General features: G+C 70.0%; 16 protein-coding genes and 3 tRNA genes. 13 read left to right on the forward strand and 6 right to left on the reverse strand.

All coding sequences use genetic code 11. The features are described 5' to 3' along the window. Positions 1-67: 67 nt before the first annotated feature. From ACFZBU_RS01125 to cimA, 5 genes are all read left to right on the forward strand, one after another. A complete protein-coding gene (locus ACFZBU_RS01125) occupies positions 68-460 on the forward strand; it encodes a hypothetical protein (RefSeq protein ID WP_391581345.1) in 393 nt (130 codons plus the stop codon). Between the two features lie 249 nt (positions 461-709). Continuing rightward, positions 710-2,299, forward strand: a complete 1,590-nt coding sequence (gene serA, locus ACFZBU_RS01130) for a phosphoglycerate dehydrogenase (protein WP_391581346.1) — start codon at positions 710-712, stop codon at positions 2,297-2,299. Positions 2,300-2,798: 499 nt separating this feature from the next. After that, complete coding sequence (locus tag ACFZBU_RS01135) at positions 2,799-3,842, forward strand: 3-isopropylmalate dehydrogenase (RefSeq protein ID WP_391581347.1); 1,044 nt, start codon at positions 2,799-2,801, stop codon at positions 3,840-3,842. A gap of 246 nt (positions 3,843-4,088) precedes the next feature. Continuing rightward, the gene (locus ACFZBU_RS01140; RefSeq protein ID WP_391581348.1) at positions 4,089-5,219 is read left to right on the forward strand and encodes a branched-chain amino acid aminotransferase; all 1,131 of its coding nucleotides are present in this window, start codon (positions 4,089-4,091) and stop codon (positions 5,217-5,219) included. 333 nt (positions 5,220-5,552) lie between these two features. Next, entirely contained in the window at positions 5,553-7,181 is a 1,629-nt protein-coding gene (gene cimA / locus ACFZBU_RS01145) for a citramalate synthase (RefSeq protein WP_391581349.1), read from the forward strand. A gap of 18 nt (positions 7,182-7,199) precedes the next feature. Here cimA and ACFZBU_RS01150 read toward each other — a convergent pair whose 3' ends face one another. From ACFZBU_RS01150 to ACFZBU_RS01170, 5 genes are all read right to left on the reverse strand, one after another. Next, positions 7,200-7,664, reverse strand: coding sequence for a hypothetical protein (locus ACFZBU_RS01150; protein ID WP_391581350.1), 465 nt, complete (start codon positions 7,662-7,664; stop codon positions 7,200-7,202). Positions 7,665-7,974: 310 nt separating this feature from the next. Next, positions 7,975-8,565 (reverse strand): ATP/GTP-binding protein, encoded by a 591-nt coding sequence (locus tag ACFZBU_RS01155; RefSeq protein WP_161364843.1) that lies wholly within the window; start codon positions 8,563-8,565, stop codon positions 7,975-7,977. Next, entirely contained in the window at positions 8,546-9,025 is a 480-nt protein-coding gene (locus ACFZBU_RS01160) for a DUF742 domain-containing protein (protein WP_391581351.1), read from the reverse strand. The genes ACFZBU_RS01155 and ACFZBU_RS01160 overlap by 20 nt, the downstream gene beginning before the upstream one ends. After that, positions 8,917-9,345, reverse strand: a complete 429-nt coding sequence (locus ACFZBU_RS01165) for a roadblock/LC7 domain-containing protein (RefSeq protein ID WP_020553297.1) — start codon at positions 9,343-9,345, stop codon at positions 8,917-8,919. The genes ACFZBU_RS01160 and ACFZBU_RS01165 overlap by 109 nt, the downstream gene beginning before the upstream one ends. Next, positions 9,342-13,367 carry a nitrate- and nitrite sensing domain-containing protein gene (locus tag ACFZBU_RS01170; protein WP_391581352.1) on the reverse strand — a complete coding sequence of 1,342 codons (4,026 nt, stop codon included), beginning with the start codon at positions 13,365-13,367 and terminating at the stop codon, positions 9,342-9,344. The genes ACFZBU_RS01165 and ACFZBU_RS01170 overlap by 4 nt, the downstream gene beginning before the upstream one ends. Positions 13,368-13,985: 618 nt before the next feature. Between ACFZBU_RS01170 and ACFZBU_RS01175 the strand changes: the two genes are divergently transcribed. The 5 genes from ACFZBU_RS01175 to ACFZBU_RS01195 all read left to right on the forward strand — a co-directional run bounded on the left by ACFZBU_RS01175 (position 13,986) and on the right by ACFZBU_RS01195 (position 15,564). Continuing rightward, positions 13,986-14,171 carry a hypothetical protein gene (locus tag ACFZBU_RS01175; RefSeq protein WP_391581353.1) on the forward strand — a complete coding sequence of 62 codons (186 nt, stop codon included), beginning with the start codon at positions 13,986-13,988 and terminating at the stop codon, positions 14,169-14,171. Between the two features lie 86 nt (positions 14,172-14,257). Then, on the forward strand, positions 14,258-15,058 hold the full coding sequence (locus ACFZBU_RS01180) for a fumarylacetoacetate hydrolase family protein (RefSeq protein ID WP_391581355.1): 801 nt from the start codon (positions 14,258-14,260) through the stop codon (positions 15,056-15,058). Positions 15,059-15,242: 184 nt separating this feature from the next. Continuing rightward, positions 15,243-15,314 (forward strand) — tRNA-Gln (locus ACFZBU_RS01185). A gap of 51 nt (positions 15,315-15,365) precedes the next feature. Next, positions 15,366-15,441: transfer RNA gene (locus ACFZBU_RS01190), tRNA-Glu, on the forward strand. 50 nt (positions 15,442-15,491) lie between these two features. Next, positions 15,492-15,564, forward strand: a tRNA-Glu gene (locus tag ACFZBU_RS01195). Between the two features lie 198 nt (positions 15,565-15,762). Here the strand turns inward: ACFZBU_RS01195 and ACFZBU_RS01200 are convergent. Then, a complete protein-coding gene (locus ACFZBU_RS01200) occupies positions 15,763-16,488 on the reverse strand; it encodes an IclR family transcriptional regulator (RefSeq protein WP_026218813.1) in 726 nt (241 codons plus the stop codon). 219 nt (positions 16,489-16,707) lie between these two features. Between ACFZBU_RS01200 and leuC the strand changes: the two genes are divergently transcribed. The 3 genes from leuC (at position 16,708) to ACFZBU_RS01215 (ending at position 19,124) form a co-directional block, all read left to right on the forward strand. After that, positions 16,708-18,120 carry a 3-isopropylmalate dehydratase large subunit gene (leuC, locus tag ACFZBU_RS01205; RefSeq protein ID WP_391581356.1) on the forward strand — a complete coding sequence of 471 codons (1,413 nt, stop codon included), beginning with the start codon at positions 16,708-16,710 and terminating at the stop codon, positions 18,118-18,120. Between the two features lie 3 nt (positions 18,121-18,123). Next, positions 18,124-18,720 carry a 3-isopropylmalate dehydratase small subunit gene (leuD, locus tag ACFZBU_RS01210; RefSeq protein WP_391581357.1) on the forward strand — a complete coding sequence of 199 codons (597 nt, stop codon included), beginning with the start codon at positions 18,124-18,126 and terminating at the stop codon, positions 18,718-18,720. A 143-nt stretch (positions 18,721-18,863) separates the two neighbouring features. After that, positions 18,864-19,124, forward strand: a complete 261-nt coding sequence (locus ACFZBU_RS01215; RefSeq protein ID WP_379992908.1) for a hypothetical protein — start codon at positions 18,864-18,866, stop codon at positions 19,122-19,124. Positions 19,125-19,134: the final 10 nt, after the last annotated feature.

Consider the following 19,134-nt stretch of genomic DNA (forward strand, 5'->3'; position numbering starts at 1 on the left):
GGCCGCAGGGGCGGCACGGCCGGGGCGCGGCATCGACTGACGGCCAGGAGCGTGGGGGAGGAAACCGGTGCTCGATCTCAACATGGCGTCGACTTCGGGGGCGGACGACGCGGCGACGGTTGCCATGCTGATGGCAAGCGCGCCGAGTCGGCCGGGGGCGACGTTGGCGGTCGGTCGCGACGCGACCCGCTGTCATCTCGTGACGCCGGCCGACTGGCTGTTCGTCTCCCGGGTGCACCTGGAGTTCCAGTGCGGCGACGACACGATGTGGTGGGTGACCTGGCGGCGCGGATCGCAGGACGCGCCGGTGGCCGAGGTCCAGGTCAACGACGGCGAAGCGCGCACGCTGCCCTACGGCGGCACCGCGCCGCTGCCCACTCCCGGTTCCGGCGAGGTGGTCATCCTCGACCTGAACGGGCAGCGTCGGGTCACCATCGGGTGGTTCCTGGCCGCCGACTGATCGCCGAGCGGTAGCCGATCCGCCCTCCGTCGGGCCGATCCGCTCCATCGTCCGGCCGATCCGCTCGACACCGGGCCGGCCGCTGACCTGACGATGAGTCAGAAGCGTTGCCCCGCGCGTCCGGAGTCCACACATCGGACATCTGTGAAGTCCTTCACAAGGGCGGCGGTAGGATCGGCCACGCGTCAGGCCACCCCGTCGTGCGTCTTCCACGCGGCCACCCGTCATCGCAGCACGCGAAGGAAAACCGTGAGCAAGCCCGTCGTTCTCATCGCCGAAGAGCTGTCCCCGGCCACCGTCGATGCCCTCGGACCCGATTTCGAGATCCGCCACTGCGATGGTGCGAACCGCGGTGAGCTGTTGTCCGCGATCGCCGACGTCGACGCCATCCTGATCCGCAGCGCGACCAAGGTGGACGCCGAGGCCATCGCCGCGGCCGGCCGCCTCAAGGTGGTCGCGCGCGCCGGTGTGGGGCTGGACAACGTCGACGTCCCCGCCGCCACCAAGGCCGGCGTCATGGTCGTCAACGCGCCGACCTCGAACATCGTCACCGCCGCGGAACTCGCCTGCGGCCTGATCATCTCGGTCGCGCGCAACATCCCGCAGGGCAGCGCCGCACTCAAGAACGGCGAGTGGAAGCGCAGCAAGTACACCGGTGTCGAACTCTCCGAGAAGACCCTCGGCGTGGTCGGCCTGGGCCGCATCGGCGTCCTGGTCGCGCAGCGGATGTCCGCGTTCGGGATGAACATCGTGGCCTACGACCCCTACGTGCAGCCGGCCCGCGCCGCGCAGATGGGCGTGCGCCTGCTCACCCTGGACGAGGTGCTGGAGCAGTCCGACTTCATCACCGTGCACCTGCCGAAGACCCCGGAGACGCTGGGCCTGATCGGCGACGAGGCGCTGCGCAAGGTCAAGCCGACGGTGCGCATCGTCAACGCCGCCCGCGGTGGGATCGTCGACGAGGTCGCGCTCGCGTCCGCGCTCAAGGAGGGCCGGGTCGCCGGCGCCGGCCTCGACGTGTTCTCGAAGGAGCCGTGCACGGACAGCCCGCTGTTCGAGTTCGACAACGTCGTGGCCACGCCGCACCTGGGCGCGAGCACCGACGAGGCGCAGGAGAAGGCCGGCGTCGCGGTGGCCAGGTCGGTGCGGCTCGCCCTCGCCGGCGAACTGGTGCCGGACGCGGTCAACGTGCAGGGCGGCGTGATCGCCGAGGACGTACGTCCGGGCCTGCCGCTGGCCGAGAAGCTGGGTCGGATCTTCACCGCCCTCGCGGGCGGCGTCGCGGTCCGGCTGGACGTCGAGGTGCGTGGCGAGATCACCCAGCACGACGTCAAGGTGCTCGAACTCGCGGCGCTCAAGGGCGTGTTCGCGGACGTCGTGGAGGAGTCGGTCTCCTACGTGAACGCTCCGCTGCTGGCCCAGGAGCGCGGCGTGGAGATCCGGCTGACCACGAGCTCGGAGAGCCCGGACCACCGCAACCTGGTCACCGTGCGCGGCACCCTCGCCGACGGCGGCGAGATCTCGGTCTCCGGCACGCTCGCCGGACCCAAGAACATCGAGAAGATCGTCGAGGTGGACGGCTTCGACGTGGACCTGGTGCTCACCGCGCACATGGTCTTCCTGCGCTACGCGGACAAGCCGGGCGTGGTCGGCGTGATCGGCCGTCACCTCGGCGAGGCGGGCGTCAACATCGCCGGCATGCAGGTGGCCCGCGCCGCCAAGGGTGGTCAGGCGCTGGTCGCGCTCACCGTCGACACCACGGTCGAGCCCGCCACCCTCAACGCCATCGCCGAGGAAATCGGCGCGACGTTCGTGCGCTCGGTGAACCTGGACGACTGACCGCGCCGCGCGCGGCCGGAACTCGGTCCGGCAGCCCACGAGGCCCGGGAACCCCACGGTTCCCGGGCCTTCGGCATGCCCGCCCGCCGGCACCCGCGCGATCCGGGCCCGATTACGCCGGTCGGTGGGCCGGCGATCTCAGATAGTAGGAACTCCGAGTAAATTGCAGACAGCGGTGCGATCCGTCGCCTACCGTGAAGGAAGACGGTCCCTTCCGTACCCGGAAATCCCCGTACGGCAGGAAATTTCAGCACGCCCACAAGGCCCCTGCACGTGTCCGTCACACGCCGTGTAGAAACCCCGCCTTGTGAAGGAAGTGCAACCATGGACGAAACCACGCGCCGCAACGCCGCCCGTGCCCTCCAGCGCGCTCTCGACCGTCGCGACAACGGCGGCAGCCCCGCCGACGAGGAACGCTGACAGCCCCGATTCGCACCACTGCGTCCCACCATCCGGACTGCACATGTCAGCCCCTGGGACGGAAGGTATGGTCCCCCGTATGTCTCGCAGCATTCGTCTCGCAGTGGTTCCCGGTGACGGCATCGGCCAGGAAGTGGTCGCAGAGGGCCTGAAGGTCCTCGGCGCCGTACTTCCCCCCGACGTCAAGGTCGAGACCACCGAGTACGACCTCGGTGCCCGTTTGTACCACCGCACCGGAGAGACGCTGCCCGACAGCGTGCTCGACGAGCTGCGCGGCCGGGACGCGATCCTGCTCGGCGCGATCGGCGACCCCAGCGTGCCCTCCGGGGTCCTGGAGCGCGGTCTGCTGCTCAAGCTCCGCTTCGCGTTCGACCACCACGTCAACCTGCGTCCGGCCCGGCTCGCGCCGGGCGTGGTCTCGCCGCTGGGCGCGGACGCGAAGATCGACTTCGTGGTGGTCCGCGAGGGCACCGAAGGCCCGTACACCGGCAACGGCGGCACGCTGCGCACCGGCACCGAACACGAGGTGGCCACCGAGGTCAGCGTGAACACCGCGTTCGGCATCGAGCGGGTCGTGCGGGACGCGTTCGCCCGGGCCCAGGCCCGGCCGCGCAAGAAGCTGACCCTGGTGCACAAGAACAACGTGCTGGTGTACGCGGGCCACCTGTGGACCCGGGTGTTCAACGCGGTCGCGGCCGAGTTCCCCGACGTCACCACCGACTACCTGCACGTGGACGCGGCGACCATCTTCATGGTTACCCAGCCCGAGCGCTTCGACGTGATCGTCACCGACAACCTGTTCGGCGACATCATCACCGACCTCGCCGCCGCCATCGCGGGCGGCATCGGCCTCGCGGCCAGCGGCAACATCAACCCGTCCCGCGAGTTCCCGTCCATGTTCGAGCCGGTGCACGGCTCCGCGCCGGACATCGCCGGCCAGGGCAAGGCCGACCCCACCGCCACCGTGCTCTCGGTCGCGATGCTCCTGGAGCACCTGGGCCTGACCGACGAGGCCCGCCGCGTCGAGGCCGCGGTCGACGCCGACCTCGCCGAGCGCGGCACCCTCGGCACGCGCGGCACGTCGCAGATCGGCGACGCGCTCGCCGCCCGAGTAGCCGGCTGATTCGCCGGCACCACCACGTCCGTCGACCGGGACCGTCGACGCGTGCCCCCTGCCGGACCGGCGAGTCGGTCGTTCGGCGGGTCAGGGGCCGCGCCTGTCGGGATCCCGGTCGACTGCGTTAACGTCTCACCGGGTGGAACGCGGGTGCGGTTCCCGGGAACACTTCCAGTACGTCCAGGTACGGGAAACCGGGTCCCAGCAGCACCCGGCCCCGCCATACTCCACGGTGAAGGACGAGAACCAGCCATGACGACTGCCGCCCCGCAGGAGCCCGCCCTCCAGGCTTCCCTGACGATCGACCTCAAGCCCTCCGCACACCCGCTGAGCGATGCCGAGCGCGCCACGCGCCTGGAGAACCCGGGCTTCGGCCGCGTGTTCACCGAGCACATGGTCGGCATCAAGTGGAGTGCGGGACGCGGCTGGTACGACGCGCAACTCACGCCCTACGCGTCCCTCGACATCGACCCCGCGAACATGACGCTGCACTACGCGCAGTCGATCTTCGAGGGTCTCAAGGCGTACCGCCGCCCCGACGGAAGCGTGGCCACCTTCCGGCCCTACGCGAACGCGGCGCGCTTCCAGAACTCCGCCCGCCGGCTCGCCATGCCCGAGCTGCCGCAGGACCTGTTCGTGGCCGCGGTGGACGCGCTGATCCGCCAGGACGCCGCGTGGGTGCCCAGCGCGCCCGAGGAGAGCCTGTACATCCGACCCTTCATGTTCGCCACCGAGGTCGGCCTCGGCGTGCGTCCCGCGAACGAGTTCCTCTTCCTGGTCATCGCGTCGCCGGCCGGTCCCTACTTCGCGGGCGGCGTGCGGCCGGTCTCGGTGTGGTTGTCCCAGGAGTACGTGCGCGCGGTGCCCGGCGGCACCGGCGAGGCCAAGTGCGCCGGCAACTACGCCGCATCGCTGGTCGCCCAGGCCCAGGCCATCGAGCAGGGCTGCGACCAGGTGGTCTGGCTGGACGCGGTCGAGCGTCGCTGGATCGAGGAGATGGGCGGCATGAACCTGTACTTCGTGTACGGGGAGGGCAAGGACGCGCGGATCGTCACGCCGCGCCTGACCGGCTCGCTGCTGCCCGGCATCACCCGCGACTCGCTGCTCCGACTCGCTGCGGATCGTGGCTACGCCACCGAGGAGGCGCTGATCTCGGTCGACGACTGGCGCGAGGGCAACGCGAACGGCACCCTCACCGAGGTATTCGCCTGCGGCACCGCCGCGGTGATCACCCCCGTCGGCTCGGTCAAGTCCAGCACCGCGAACTGGACCGTCGGCTCCGGCGAGGCGGGCCCGATCACGATGGAACTGCGCAAGGCCCTGGTCGACATCCAAACCGGCCGAGCGGAAGACACCCACGGCTGGACGCACACGATCGAATAGTCCGCCGGGCCGTCCGGCCCCGGGGATACATCGCAGCCCGCCCACCCGTCGAAACGGTGGGCGGGTGGGCGTCCAAAACCCAGCCCGACCACATCGTGAGACCGCACGGCCACGCGCCGAGCGGATGTGCCAGACTCGGCAGCATGCAGCAGTGGCTCATTATTAGCCGCAGCGTGCCGGCAACGGGTTGATCCCCCCACAAGGGGTGCTTATCGCCCATCGCCCGCACGCAGACCTCTCGCGACCGCGAGGGGTCTTTTTGTTTGGCCGCGCCACCCCTGCGGCAGCGAGTGTGGGCCCGCCATTTGTTGATCGACGGGAGAACCGAGGCCAATGCACCCCACGACGACCGACCCGAGCGCCTTCCACGTCTTCGACACCACCCTCCGGGACGGTTCGCAGCGCGAGGGCATCAACCTGACGGTGTCCGACAAGCTCACCGTGGCCCGCCACCTGGACGACTTCGGCGTGGGCTTCATCGAGGGCGGCTGGCCCGGTGCCGTACCGCGCGACACCGAGTTCTTCCGCCGCGCCAAGGAGGAGCTGCAGCTTGCCCACGCGGTCCTGGTCGCGTTCGGCTCGACCCGCAAGGCGGGTACCACGGCCGCCGCGGATCCGCAGGTGCAGGCGCTGCTCGACGCCGAGGCGCCGGTCGTGTGTCTGGTGGCCAAGTCGCACGACAAGCACGTCTCGCTGGCGCTGCGCACCACGCTGGACGAGAACCTGGAGATGGTCCGGGACACCGTCGCCCATCTGCGGGCCCAGGGCCGCCGGGTGTTCGTCGACTGCGAGCACTTCTTCGACGGCTACCGGGCCAACCCGCAGTACGCGCTGAGCGTGGTCGCCGCCGCACACGACGCGGGCGCCGAGGTGGTCGTGCTGTGCGACACCAACGGCGGGATGTTGCCCAGCGGGGTCCGCGAGATCGTCACCGCCGTGCACGCGGGCACCGGAGCCCGCCTGGGCATCCACGCACAGGACGACACCGGCTGCGCGGTGGCCAACACCATCGCGGCCGTCGAGGGCGGCGCCACACACGTCCAGTGCACCGCCAACGGCTACGGCGAACGGGTGGGCAACGCCAACCTGTTCCAGGTGGTGGGCAACCTCGAACTCAAGCAGGGCATGCGGGTGCTGCCCGAGGGCAAGCTGCGCGAGATGACCCGGATCTCGCACGCGATCGCCGAGGTGGTCAACCTCGCCCCCTCCACCCACCTGCCCTACGTGGGCGTGTCCGCGTTCGCGCACAAGGCCGGGCTGCACGCGTCCGCGATCAAGGTCGACCCCGACCTGTACCAGCACATCGACCCCGCGCTGGTCGGCAACGACATGCGGATGTTGATCTCGGACATGGCCGGGCGCGCCTCGATCGAGCTCAAGGGCAAGGAACTGGGCTACGACCTCTCGAACGACAAGGATCTGGTCGGCCGGGTGGTCAACCAGGTCAAGGAGCGCGAGGCCGCCGGCTACACGTACGAGGCCGCGGACGCGTCCTTCGAACTGCTGCTGCGGGACGAAAGCCTGGGCCGCGCGCGGTTCTTCACGCTGGAGTCGTGGCGTGCGATCAGCGAACAGCGCGGCGACGGCGTACCGGTGAACGAGGCCACCGTGAAGCTGCACGCCAAGGGGGAGCGGATCGTCGCGACCGGCGAGGGCAACGGCCCGGTCAACGCGCTCGACCGCGCGCTGCGGCTGGCCCTGGAGCGGATCTACCCGCAGCTCGCGGCGTTCGAGCTGATGGACTACAAGGTGCGGCTGTTGGAGGGCCGACACGGGACCGACGCGATCACGCGCGTGCTGGTGGAGACCACCGACGGCAAGCAGGAGTGGAGCACCGTCGGGGTCGCGGAGAACGTGATCGCGGCGTCGTGGCAGGCCCTGGAGGACGCGTACACCTACGGCCTGCTCAAGGCGGGCCTGACCCCCGGCGCCCAGGACACCGAGGGTTCGGACCGCGCGTAGACCGAAGGTGATGAACCGTCAGGGGCGGCCGGGGCGGAACGACCGCCACCCGTCGCCCCACGGTTCGTCCCAGCCCGCCGGCAGCGGTGACAGGGACCCCGGGGGCGGCGACGGCAGCGCGGGTTGCACGGGCGCCGCGGCCCGCGGTTGCAGCGGCGCCGGTGAGGGTGCGGGCGCCGGAGCGGGCGGACGGACGGGTGCGGAGGCCAGCGGGCTGGCCGCGGTCATCGGGTTGGGCGGCAGCAGCGGTTCGCTCTCTTCGAGACGTGCCAACTCGCGTCCGACGGCGAAACGTTCGAGCCGCCCTCGGACCTCTTCCGGTTCCCGCGACACGGGTAGTTCCCGGTCGAGGCCGAACTCCTCGGCCGCCGCGCCCGGCAGCAGATTCGCCTGCGGGGGCCTTCGCGGCAGCCCCGACTCGGTCGTGCCGTCGACCATCGGAAGGCGGGCCGCTTGCGCCGCGCGCCTGCTGTTGTCGTCCACCGAACCCCACCTCGGTTCGTTGTTGGGCCTGCGCCTCAAAACGTTCTGATATCAATTGGGCAACAGATGACTATGGGAGGACCTTAGCAATGTGCGGGTCGAGGCGGGCACTCGGCCGGGCATGTCGCCGAGTCCTGTCACACATTTGTCGAATTTCTCGAACGCCCTTGGGAATCCCGCCACTCGGGCTTCGCGACCACAACACCTCAGGCGAACCCCGCAATGGGATTCGCCTGAGGTGGAGTGGTGCGCAATACGAAATAAACAGGTTCGAGCAGTTACCGAAGGCCGGCGCGAGCGAGCCCGACGGTCAGCGCAGGCGGGCCATCAGTGCGTGCTCCACCAGCGTGATCAGGGTCGACTTGGCCGATTCGCGACGCCGTGCGTCACAACTCACGATCGGGGTGTCGGGCCCTATCTGCAATGCCTCGCGGACATCCTCCGCGTGGTGGGTCTGCAATCCGTCGAAGCAGTTCAACGCCACGATGAACGGCAGCCCGCTGTTCTCGAAGTAGTCGATCGCGGGGAAGCAATCGGCGAGTCGGCGCGTGTCCACCAGGACCACGGCGCCGATCGCGCCGCGGACCAGGTCGTCCCACATGAACCAGAATCGGTGCTGACCCGGCGTACCGAAGAGGTACAGGATCAGATCCTCGTCCAGCGTGATGCGACCGAAGTCCATCGCGACCGTCGTCGTCTGCTTGTCCGGCGTCGCCGACAGGTCGTCGACTCCGGCGCTGGCGGACGTCATGACCGCTTCGGTACGCAGCGGAGCGATCTCCGAGACGGCACCGACGAGCGTGGTCTTGCCCACGCCGAATCCGCCGGCGACGACGATTTTCGCCGACGTGGTGGAGGACCTGGCGGGAGCCGGGCCCGGGCTAGAGCTTGCGAAGTCCACTGAGCACCCTTTCGAGCAGCGTGACGTCCGGCTGCCCCTGGTCGTTCCCGGGCTGGTGGATGACCACCAGCCCGGCTTCGGCGAGGTCCGCGACGAGTACGCGGGCGACGCCGAGCGGGATGGTGAGCAGAGCCGAGATCTCGGCTACCGACTTGACCTCCCGACACAGCGCACAGATGCGCTGGTGCTCGGGCAACAGGCCGGGTGGGTTGGCCACCTGAGGTGTCGTGGTGACCAGGGCCTCCAGCGCGAGCTGATAGCGAGGCCGGGTGCGACCACCGGTCATGGCGTACGGGCGGACCAGGGTCTCGTGAAACTCCTGGTCCCCGTGATCGGACATATCCGGAGGTGTCATCGCGGCAGTGCACCTTGGAGTTCGGCGCGCAAGGCCGGCGTGAGCACGGCGCCCGCGCGGTCGACGAGCAGGGCCATCTCGTAGCCGATCAGGCCGATGTCGCACTCCGGCGACGCCAGCACGGCCAGCGAGGAGCCGTCCGAAATCGACATGATAAAGAGGAAACCCCGTTCCATTTCCACGACCGTCTGGGTCACGTGCCCGCCCTCGAAGATACGGGACGCACCCTGGGTCAGGCTGGTCAAACCCGATGCGACGGCGGCGAGCTGATCCGCCCGGTCGCGAGGGAAGCCCTCGGACAGGGCGAGCAGCAGGCCGTCCGCGGAGACCACGACCGTGTGTGACACCCCGGGGGTGTTGTCCACGAAGTTCGTGATCAGCCAGTTCAGGTTCTGCGCGGCCTGGCTCAACGACTTCTCAGTCATGCCTGCTCCTGGTTGTTCTCGTCACGAGGCCGAGGGGCGGATCCCCCGGACCCGGCGGTGCGACCCTGCTGGATGCCCCGGCGGAAGTTGGTCAGTCGCCCGCGAACCTCGTCGGGCGACCGGGACAGGCCCGGAGCGCCCGGCGTGGGCCGGCCCGACTGCTCCTGACGGGTGCCGGGTGCGGCAGGACCCGCACCCGGGTGGCCCGGGGCCTGAGCCCCGCCGGACTGCTCGACGCCGCCCGGCACCAGGTTGGCGCGGGGCACACGGCGAGGCAGGCCCGCTCCGGTGGTGCCACCCGAGGACGGCTCGCGAGCGGCCTCCGCCGCGCGCCAACCGTCGTCACCGGCCGAGTACCAGCCGGACTGCTGACCCTGAGGGCCGACGGCGGGTGCGACCGCGGGGGACTGCTCGACAAGTTCGTCCGGTTCCGTCGGCGTCCCGAACATGTCGGTGACGGGCTGCTGACGCCCACCACCGAAGGCCGGGGCCTGCTCGACCGGTGCCGCTGCCTGCGGCGGGTTGGTCGCCATCGGCACCCGACGGTCGAGGTTGCCGAGCGGACTCGCCTCGGCTGCCTCCTGCTCGCGCTCCGGCGCGGCCTGCTCCCCGCCTCGCGGCGTGGAACGGACCTGCGCTGCTCGCATCCGGCCGCCACGGTTGCCCTGGCGGTGGAACCAGTCGGATTCGAGCGTGTCGAAGATCGGCAGCCTACCGTCGTCGCCGGTGCTCGGCGGCGCGCTCATGTCCAACTCGGACGGAGCGGGCAGCTGTTCGGCGTTTTCCGGCGTACCGACCGGCGCGAAGGGCGAGCCCTCCGAGCGGCCGGATCCCACCGGTGCGAACGGCGATGCCGCCGGCCGCACATCGCCCTGCGGGCCGCGTACCTGCTCGGCCCGGGTGTGCTCGTCCTGCTCCTGCCGCGCGGGCTCGGGGCGAGCCTGCGGGGCGGGACCGCGCAGCACCGGCAGCGAGTCCCCGGTGGGGGGCTGCTCGCCGTCGCGAGGAGCGCGGCCGCGTTGCGGCAGGTCCTCCCGACGGGTCAGTTCCTCGCGGCGCGGCGTGTCGTAGCCGGTCGGCACCTCGGCCGGCGGCGCGACGGGCTCGACCGGCAGCGGTGCCACCGGCGTGAGTTCGTCGTAATCGGTGCCCCACGGAGCGGGCGCGCGCTCGTCCTGCCGGGGCGCGAGCTCCGCACCCGGGCGGCCGAACGGCTGCGCGGGCTGCTCGTAGCCGCCCCGGTCGATCTCGGCCCCCGGCCGCGGTTCGTCCGCGTACGGCGAACCGAACGGCGACGCGAACTGCGAGGTGTCACCCCCGCGTCCGGACCCGTCCACGGGCTGCGGCGCGGTCGGGAACGAGCCGGTGTCCTGCCCGTACTGCGGCTGCAGCGACTCGGCCTCGCGGCCGTCGTCGTTGCCGAACATCGGCGCCGAGGGTGCGGCAGGGAAGGCCCCGGTACGCGGGTCGTCCGCGTGCGGCTGGTGCTGCGGCGGCTGCGGCAGCACCGGCGCGAACGGGTTGTCGTCCCGACCCGGCGTGGCCGGCGGCGGCGAACTCGGCGCGCGGTGCGCACCCGTGCTGGTGACACCGGGCTCGCTCGCGAACGGGTTCACCGTGCCCGGGTAGGGCGTGTCCGTCCCGACCGAGCCGTCCTGGAAGGACGGGGCCGCGAAGGACTGCGTGCTGCCGTACGACGGCTCCTGCTGAACCGGCGGCTGTGCGGGCCGGTTGGTCGGGATCCGAGTCGGCTGCGGGGCCTGGTTGACCGGCTGGGCCGGTGCCTCGGTGCTCCGCTGCGGCAGTTCGCGTCGCCGGTTGCGCTCCTCGGCCCGGCTGCCCACCCGGGGCCCGGGCAGGGCCTGGGCGGCAGGTGCGGCCGCGGGCAGTTCCTCGGTCCAGCCGGAGACGGCCGCCGCGGTCTTGTCGCCGCCCTTGCTCCACCCGTCGCCGCCACCGGGGCGGTCGCCCTGGATGAGTTCGATCGGGAGCATGACCAGCGCGGTGGTACCGCCGCCCTCGCCCGGCCGGAGCTGGACGCGGATGCCGTGCCGGGTGGCCAGTCGGCCGACCACGAACAGACCCATGCGGCGCGAGATGGACACGTCCACCACCGGCGGGCGAGCCAGCCGCTGGTTGGCGTCGGCGAGGTCGTCGCCGGTGAGCCCGATGCCGTTGTCGTGGATCTCGATCAGCGCGCGACCGTCCGGCAGGATGTGGCCGGTCACGCGCACCTTGGTGTGCGGGCTGGAGAACGTGGTCGAGTTCTCCAGCAACTCGGCGAGCAGGTGCACGAGGTCGTTGACCGCGCGGCCGGCGATGTCGGTGGTGGGCAGTGCGCCCAACTCGACCCGCTCGTACTGCTCCACCTCGGAGGCCGCGGCGCGCAGCACGTCGACCAGCGGAACCGGTCGGGTCCAGCGGCGGCCGGGCTCCTCACCCGCGAGCACCAGGAGGTTCTCACCGTTGCGGCGCATACGCGTCGCGAGGTGGTCGAGCTTGAACAGGTTGGCCAGCTGGTCCGGGTCCGCCTCGCGGTTCTCCAGGTCGGAGATGAGCGCGAGCTGACGCTGGATCAGGCTCTGGCTGCGCCGCGAGAGGTTGACGAACATCGCGTTGACGTTGCCTCGCAGCAGGGCCTGCTCGGCGGCGAGTCGCACGGCCTCGGCGTGCACCGCGTCGAACGCGCGGGCCACCTGGCCGATCTCGTCCCGGGACAACACGCCGATCGGCTCGATCGCCAGATCCACGTCGCCGGGATCGGACTCGGAGAGCCTGCGCACCGTCTCGGGCAGTCGCTCCTCGGCGACCTCCAGCGCGGAACGCCGCAGCGTGTTCAGCGAACGCACCAGCGACCGCGCCACGATCACACCGAGCAGGATGGTGATCAACAGCGCGCCGACGACGAGGATCGTGTTGATCAACGCGTCGGTACGAGCCTCGTCCCGCAGCTCCTTCGCGGTGGCGGTGAGCTTGAGGCCGAGTTGCGCCTCGACCTGGCCGAGCGCGCTGATCTTGTCGGTGGACAGCGTCCACCACTCCTGCGGGGTGAAGTCGTTCGCGTTCTCCAGCCGGGCCGCGCCGTTCGGCTTGTTGTTGGAGGCCAGCGCGGCGGTGACCATGCTCTTGAAGAGCTGGAACCGCTCCTCGACCGCGGTGATCTTGTCCCGACTGACGCCGGCCTTGTAGACCGTGTTCCAGTCGGCGGGCGCGACGCTGGTGAATCCGCGAATCGCGTTCTGCTCGGACTCGTTCAGGCGGGCGAGGGTCTCGCTCGCCTCCAGCGGGATCTCGTTCGGCTTGAGGCCGTACGCGATCACCGCGGCGCGCTGCGAGGACGCGTACGCCTTCGACTCACCGAACGAACCCAGGGCGCGGGCGCCCTGGATCAGGTCGGGGTCGCGGGTGACCTCGGGCGCCTCCTGGTTGATCTGCAGCAGCTGCAGAATCATCTTGTTGTAGGCGTCGACCGTGCTGCGGGTGCTGGTGCGGAAGGCGTCCTGACGGGTGCGGTTGAGCTCCGTCAGCGAGTGGCCGATGTCCTTGAGCGTGGCACCGAGCACCGGCATCGAGTCGGTGTTCATCTTCGCGACGGTCGCGTTGTAGACGGTGACCTGGTCGTCGGTGGTCTTCTTGGCCTTGTTGACCTCGGCCGTCAGATCCGACGAGGGAGACACACTCGCCTGCGCGAGCAGGTCGCGTTCCTGCTCCAGCCACGTGGCCAGCGTCGACGCCTGGTCGATGATGGCCGCGGCTTTTTGCACCGTGTCCATCTCTTGCGTCTTGTCGATCGACGACTGGATGCGCAGGCCACCGAGCAACGCGGCGACCACGACCGGGAGCAGGAGCAGCGCGGTGATCCGGGTACGGATGCGCCAGTTCCTGATCGAGAACAGCAACTTGAACCGGGACGGTGCCGCCCCGGTGGGCCGGGCTGCCCCGGCGCCGGCTATGGAGTCCCCGACGGAGTCGGAGGGCTCGTTGGCGTCCTGGGGTCCGCTGGCTTGCTGCGGGGCTCGCACCTCCGGCGTGGAGGGACCGGCCGTGGCCGGGGCCCCTGCGGAGTCGTGCTGCTTCTTCCGACGTCCCTGCACTAGCGTCGCAACCTCTTGTGACCAGTCGTTAGACCCGCCGGTAAGGCGAGGCTCGTGTGCGTAAATCCCTGGATTCGCGTTCTTCCCAGGGCACCTCGGCTGCGTTCGCGCGCCGAGGTGAAGGAACTCCGCTTGTTGGGAACCACCCCCGTGGTCGCAGGCATTTCAGCACAGCCACGGGGCCGCAACAAGATAGCGGGGTCCGGACATAGAGCCATTGCAACCGGTCTTGGCGATTAACCCGCTTCGAGGGGTTAACAACCGGTATTAAGGGACGATAGGGGGCAAAATGCCACACGTTTGTCGAGGTTCCGGGGAGGTGAAAATCACATATTGATGTCCCGGTTCGAACACCTGGTGTAAACCGTGATGTGCATTCGGTGACCAGCCCATCGGGGTGACCCGTGACCACCCCTGACGTAACCACGGGTAATCTTGAAGAACAAGGCTGCACCCTGCATGCAGTTGTGACCGCGCTCCGCATGCGGCGCGAAACAATGCGGCACGATCAACGGCACGATCAAGGAAGAGCGAGAACCGGGAACCGTGGACAACATCAGTACGCACCGCCCCAGCACGGCCAACCCCAGGCGCACCCGGGTGGACGTGGTCCTGCCCCACCAGCGCGTGGCCGAGACGGCAGTCGGGCAGTCGGTCATCGCCGAGGTGCGGACCGCGAACCCCAGGCGCACCAACCTGATGGACATCCCGCCGGTGGACACGCACGCCTGACCCGCGACACCACCCGCCGAGGCGCTTCGCGCCCGCGTAGCCTTGGGCACGTCTCGTTCGTGTCTCTTCGGCAAGGGTGACCCATCTTGCGCATCGCCAGGTTCTCCACCGACGACTCCGTCTCCTTCGGGGTGGTGACCGGCGACACCGACCGGCCCGAGTCGCTGGTGGTGCACGCCCTCGCCGGCCACCCGTTCGGCGAACTACAGCCCACCGGCGCCCAATACCCGCTGTCCTCGGTCCGCCTGCTCGCGCCCGTGTTGCCGAGCAAGGTCGTCGCGATCGGCAGGAACTACGCCGCGCACGCCGCCGAGATGGGCTCGGCCGTCCCCGATGTGCCGATCACCTTCCTCAAGCCGTCCACGTCGGTGATCGGGCACGGCGACGGCATCGCGTACCCACAGATCTCCGACGACGTGCACCACGAGGCCGAACTGGCCGTGGTGATCGGCCGGATGTGCCGGGACGTGCCGGCCGAGCGGGCGGCCGAGGTGATCTTCGGCTTCACCTGCGCCAACGACGTGACCGCGCGCGACCTGCAGCGGACCGAGGGCCAGTGGGGTCGGGCCAAGGGCATGGACACCTTCTGCCCGCTGGGCCCATGGGTGGAGACCGACATCACGCTCGCCCAGGTCGACGAGGGCGAGGGGCTGACCGTGGCGTGCACCGTCAACGGCGAGGTGCGCCAGGCGGGCGGCACGGGGCAGATGATCCGCACCGTCACCGAGTTGATCGTGCACGTCACCCAGGCGATGACGCTGCTGCCCGGCGACGTGCTGCTGACCGGCACTCCGGCGGGCGTCGGCCCGCTGCACGTGGGCGACCGTGTCTCGGTCACCGTCGGTGGTGTCGGCACCCTGACCAATACCGTGATCAAGCGCGGCTGATCCGGCGCGCGCGGACAATCATGGGCGGGACAGCCGGACTTGTGACGGTTCGAACGAGGGTCCGGTAACCCGTTTTGGTCACGCGCGCCTCATCGGGTAAAGTTCTTCTCGTGCCGCCCCGCAAGGGAGCGGCACGGAGCGAAGTCCTCGCAAAAGCCCCCGGGCACCGCGAAGGACGGAGCATTGGGGTATGGGGTAATTGGCAGCCCGACGGTTTCTGGTTCCGTTAGTCTAGGTTCGAGTCCTGGTACCCCAGCTGCATCGTCTTCGGGCGATGTCGCTGGAAGAAGTTCATGATTGATGATCTGGCCCCGTTGTGTAGTGGCCTAGCACGTCGCCCTCTCAAGGCGGTAGCGCGGGTTCGAATCCCGTCGGGGCTACCAGATCAGCCGTTCGCGGCTTCCACGGCAGCGAGCACCACCCAGCAGTACGAGGCCCCGTTGTGTAGTGGCCTAGCACGCCGCCCTCTCAAGGCGGTAGCGCGGGTTCGAATCCCGTCGGGGCTACCTCGAAGAAGAAGACCTTCCGCAGTCGCGGGAGGTCTTCTTCGTTTCCGGAGCGGACACCGGTATCGGTGTCGCAGGCTGTGTGTCGCGGCTGCCCGCCTGCGCGTGCCGCCTGCGTGGGATGTCGGGGTGCCGGTGGCCAACCGCCGTACGCGGCACGGCTCCCCGGACGCCGGCCGGCGCCCGGGGACCGGGCGCTCAGACCTCCACCTGCGCCCGGCGCAGCGCGTCGGACAGTTTGGCGGCGGCCTCCATCACGGCCTGCGCATGCAGCCGGCCCGGGTGCCGGGTCAGCCGCTCGATCGGACCGGAGACGGACACGGCGGCCACCACGCGGTTGCTCGGGCCGCGCACGGCCGCCGAGACGGAGGCGACGCCCGGTTCGCGCTCGCCGATGCTCTGCGCCCAGCCGCGGCGGCGCACGCCGGAGAGCGTGGTCGCGGTGAACCGCGCGCCCTGCAGGCCCCGGTGCAGGCGCTCGGGCTCCTCCCAGGCGAGCAGGCACTGGGCGGCCGAACCGGCCTTCATCGGCAGCGTGCTGCCCACCGGGACGGTGTCGCGCAGACCGGAGAGCCGCTCGGCCGCGGCGACGCACACGCGCATGTCGCCCTGGCGCCGGTACAGCTGCGCGCTCTCGCCGGTGATGTCGCGCATGTGCGCGAGCACCGGGTGCGCGGCGGCCAGCAGGCGGTCCTCGCCGGCCGCGGCGGCCAGCTCGGCCAGGCGCGGACCGAGCACGAAGCGCCCCTGCATGTCGCGCGCGACCAGGCGGTGGTGTTCCAGGGCCACCGCGAGTCGATGCGCGGTGGGCCGGGCAAGACCGGTTATGGCGACGAGTCCCGCCAGCGTGGCAGGACCGGCTTCGAGCGCGGCCAGCACGACAGCGGCCTTGTCGAGAACGCCGACTCCGCTAGAATTGTCCATGCCTTGATATTGCCGTCTCGGATTACGAGACGCAAGTCCGCGACCGAGGCCGGTGCCGGCACAGTGGCGCAACGCGCCGAGCCGAGCACCGGAACACCACCGGGAAGCGTCGGGACGTGGGCACGCGTCAGGGGCGTCGACCGCGGATGCGGAATCAGCCGCACCCGCGCGACATGAGGACACACAGCGCCGGCAATGGCGCCGGCCGGAGGGACAGCGATGGGACGGACACTCGCGGAGAAGGTCTGGGACGCACATGTGGTGCGTCGTGCGGAGGGCGAGCCGGACCTGCTCTACATCGACCTGCACCTGCTGCACGAGGTGACCAGTCCGCAGGCGTTCGACGGTCTGCGTCAGGCCGGTCGGCGGGTTCGCCGGACCGATCTGACGATCGCGACCGAGGACCACAACACGCCGACGCTCGACGTCGACAAACCCATCGCGGATCCGGTTTCGCGCGCCCAGATCGAGACGCTCCGCAAGAACGCCGCCGAATTCGGGGTCCGGATCCACTCGCTGGGCGACGTCGAGCAGGGCATCGTGCACGTGGTCGGTCCGCAGCTGGGACTGACCCAGCCCGGCATGACGGTGGTCTGCGGTGACAGCCACACCGCCACCCACGGTGCCTTCGGCGCGTTGGCGTTCGGGATCGGCACCAGCCAGGTCGAACACGTGCTGGCCACCCAGACGCTGCCGATGGCGCCGTTCAAGACGATGGCGGTCACCGTCGAGGGCGACCTGCCCGAGGGCGTGGGCGCCAAGGACCTGATCCTCGCGGTGATCGCGCGGATCGGCACCGGCGGCGGTCAGGGCTACGTCATCGAGTATCGCGGCCAGGCGATCCGGAACCTCTCGATGGAGGGCCGGATGACCGTGTGCAACATGTCGATCGAGGCCGGCGCCCGGGCGGGCATGATCGCGCCCGACGAGACCACGTTCGCGTACCTGAACGGCCGTCCGCACGCGCCGCAGGGCGCGGACTGGGACGCGGCCGTGGCGTACTGGAAGGGCCTGGCCACCGAGGCGGACGCGGTGTTCGACAAGGAGGTCGTGATCGACGCGGCCGAACTGTCACCGTTCGTCACGTGGGGCACCAACCCCGGCCAGGGCGCGCCGCTGGGCGAATCCGTGCCGGACCCGGTCGCGATCGAGGACCCGGTCGAGCGTGCGGCAGCCGAGAAGGCGATCGCGTACATGGGCCTGACGGCCGGCCAGAAGCTGCGCGACATCGCGGTGGACACGGTCTTCGTCGGCTCGTGCACCAACGGTCGGATCGAGGACCTGCGCGAGGTGGCCGACATCATCAAGGGCCGCAAGGTCGCCGACGGCGTGCGCATGCTGGTCGTTCCCGGTTCGGTGCGGGTCTCGCTGCAGGCCGTGTCCGAGGGCCTGGACAAGGTGTTCACCGACTTCGGTGCCGAATGGCGTTACGCGGGCTGCTCGATGTGCCTGGGCATGAACCCCGACCAACTCGCCCCCGGCGAGCGCAGCGCGTCCACCTCCAACCGCAACTTCGAGGGGCGGCAGGGCAAGGGCGGCCGCACCCACCTGGTCTCGCCGCAGGTCGCGGCCGCGACCGCCGTGCTGGGCCACCTGGCCGCACCCGCCGACCTGAGCACCGCAGGAGTCTGAGCGATGGAAGCCTTCACCACCCACACCGGAACGGCCGTCCCGCTGCGCGAGAGCAACGTGGACACCGACCAGATCATCCCCGCGCACTGGCTCAAGAAGGTCACGCGCGACGGCTTCGAGGACGGACTGTTCGAAGCCTGGCGCAAGAACCCGGAGTTCGTGCTGAACCAGCCGGAGCGCGCGGGCGCCACCGTCCTGGTGGCCGGCCCCGACTTCGGCACCGGGTCCTCGCGTGAGCACGCGGTGTGGGCCCTGCAGAACTACGGGTTCAAGACCGTCATCTCGGCCCGCTTCGCGGACATCTTCCGGGGCAACTCGCAAAAGGGCGGTCTGCTGACCGTCGTGCTGCCGCAGGAGACGGTCGAACGCCTGTGGGCACTGACCGAAGCCGACCCGACCGCGCGAATCACCGTGGATCTGGTGGATCGTCAGGTCCGCGCCGGCGAGCTCGTCGCCGACTTCGAGATCGACGACTACACGCGTTGGCGGCTGCTCGAAGGGCTGGACGACATCGGTCTGACCCTGCGTCACGAGGAGGACATCACCTCCTTCGAGACGACCCGGCCGAGTTGGCTGCCGCGTACCCAACCGGTGGGCTGATCACCAACTCCCTTACAGGGCAGGCAAATCTGCCAGGATCGAACGGCGGGGCGCGGATGCGTCCCGCCGTTCGCATGTTCGGTGTCCGCCCCCAATGGCCGCCCCGTTGTGCCCATAGCCGGATGAGCTGTCACAATTGCGGTGTGGAGCACCAAGGCCGACACGTGAACGAGTTCGAAGAAGTGGAACTCTTCGCCGAACTGGCCACCCGGTTGAAGGTCGCCCACGCCCGGGTGCGTAGGCTCCGACTACCGAACGAGGCTAAAGTGGCGCTAATACGCCGCTTGTTGGTCATCACCGACGCGGCAAAACATGATTTGGCGGACGCCTCGCGGCGACTGACCAAGCTCATGGACGAGTTGGACGCGGGACCCGCGAGTTCGCGGGACACCGCCGAAGCCTGAATCCGTTGCG

This window comes from Embleya sp. NPDC008237 (assembly GCF_042956465.1).
Taxonomy (GTDB): Bacteria; Actinomycetota; Actinomycetes; order Streptomycetales; family Streptomycetaceae; genus Embleya.

Coding starts and splice junctions, on each gene's coding strand:
- ACFZBU_RS01140 (WP_391581348.1), top strand. CDS start 4,089: ATGACGACTGCCGCCCCGCAGGAGCCCGCCCTCCAGGCTTCCCTGACG.
- ACFZBU_RS01200 (WP_026218813.1), bottom strand. CDS start 16,488: ATGGACAATTCTAGCGGAGTCGGCGTTCTCGACAAGGCCGCTGTCGTG.
- cimA (WP_391581349.1), top strand. CDS start 5,553: ATGCACCCCACGACGACCGACCCGAGCGCCTTCCACGTCTTCGACACC.
- ACFZBU_RS01135 (WP_391581347.1), top strand. CDS start 2,799: ATGTCTCGCAGCATTCGTCTCGCAGTGGTTCCCGGTGACGGCATCGGC.
- ACFZBU_RS01165 (WP_020553297.1), bottom strand. CDS start 9,345: ATGACTGAGAAGTCGTTGAGCCAGGCCGCGCAGAACCTGAACTGGCTG.
- leuD (WP_391581357.1), top strand. CDS start 18,124: ATGGAAGCCTTCACCACCCACACCGGAACGGCCGTCCCGCTGCGCGAG.
- leuC (WP_391581356.1), top strand. CDS start 16,708: ATGGGACGGACACTCGCGGAGAAGGTCTGGGACGCACATGTGGTGCGT.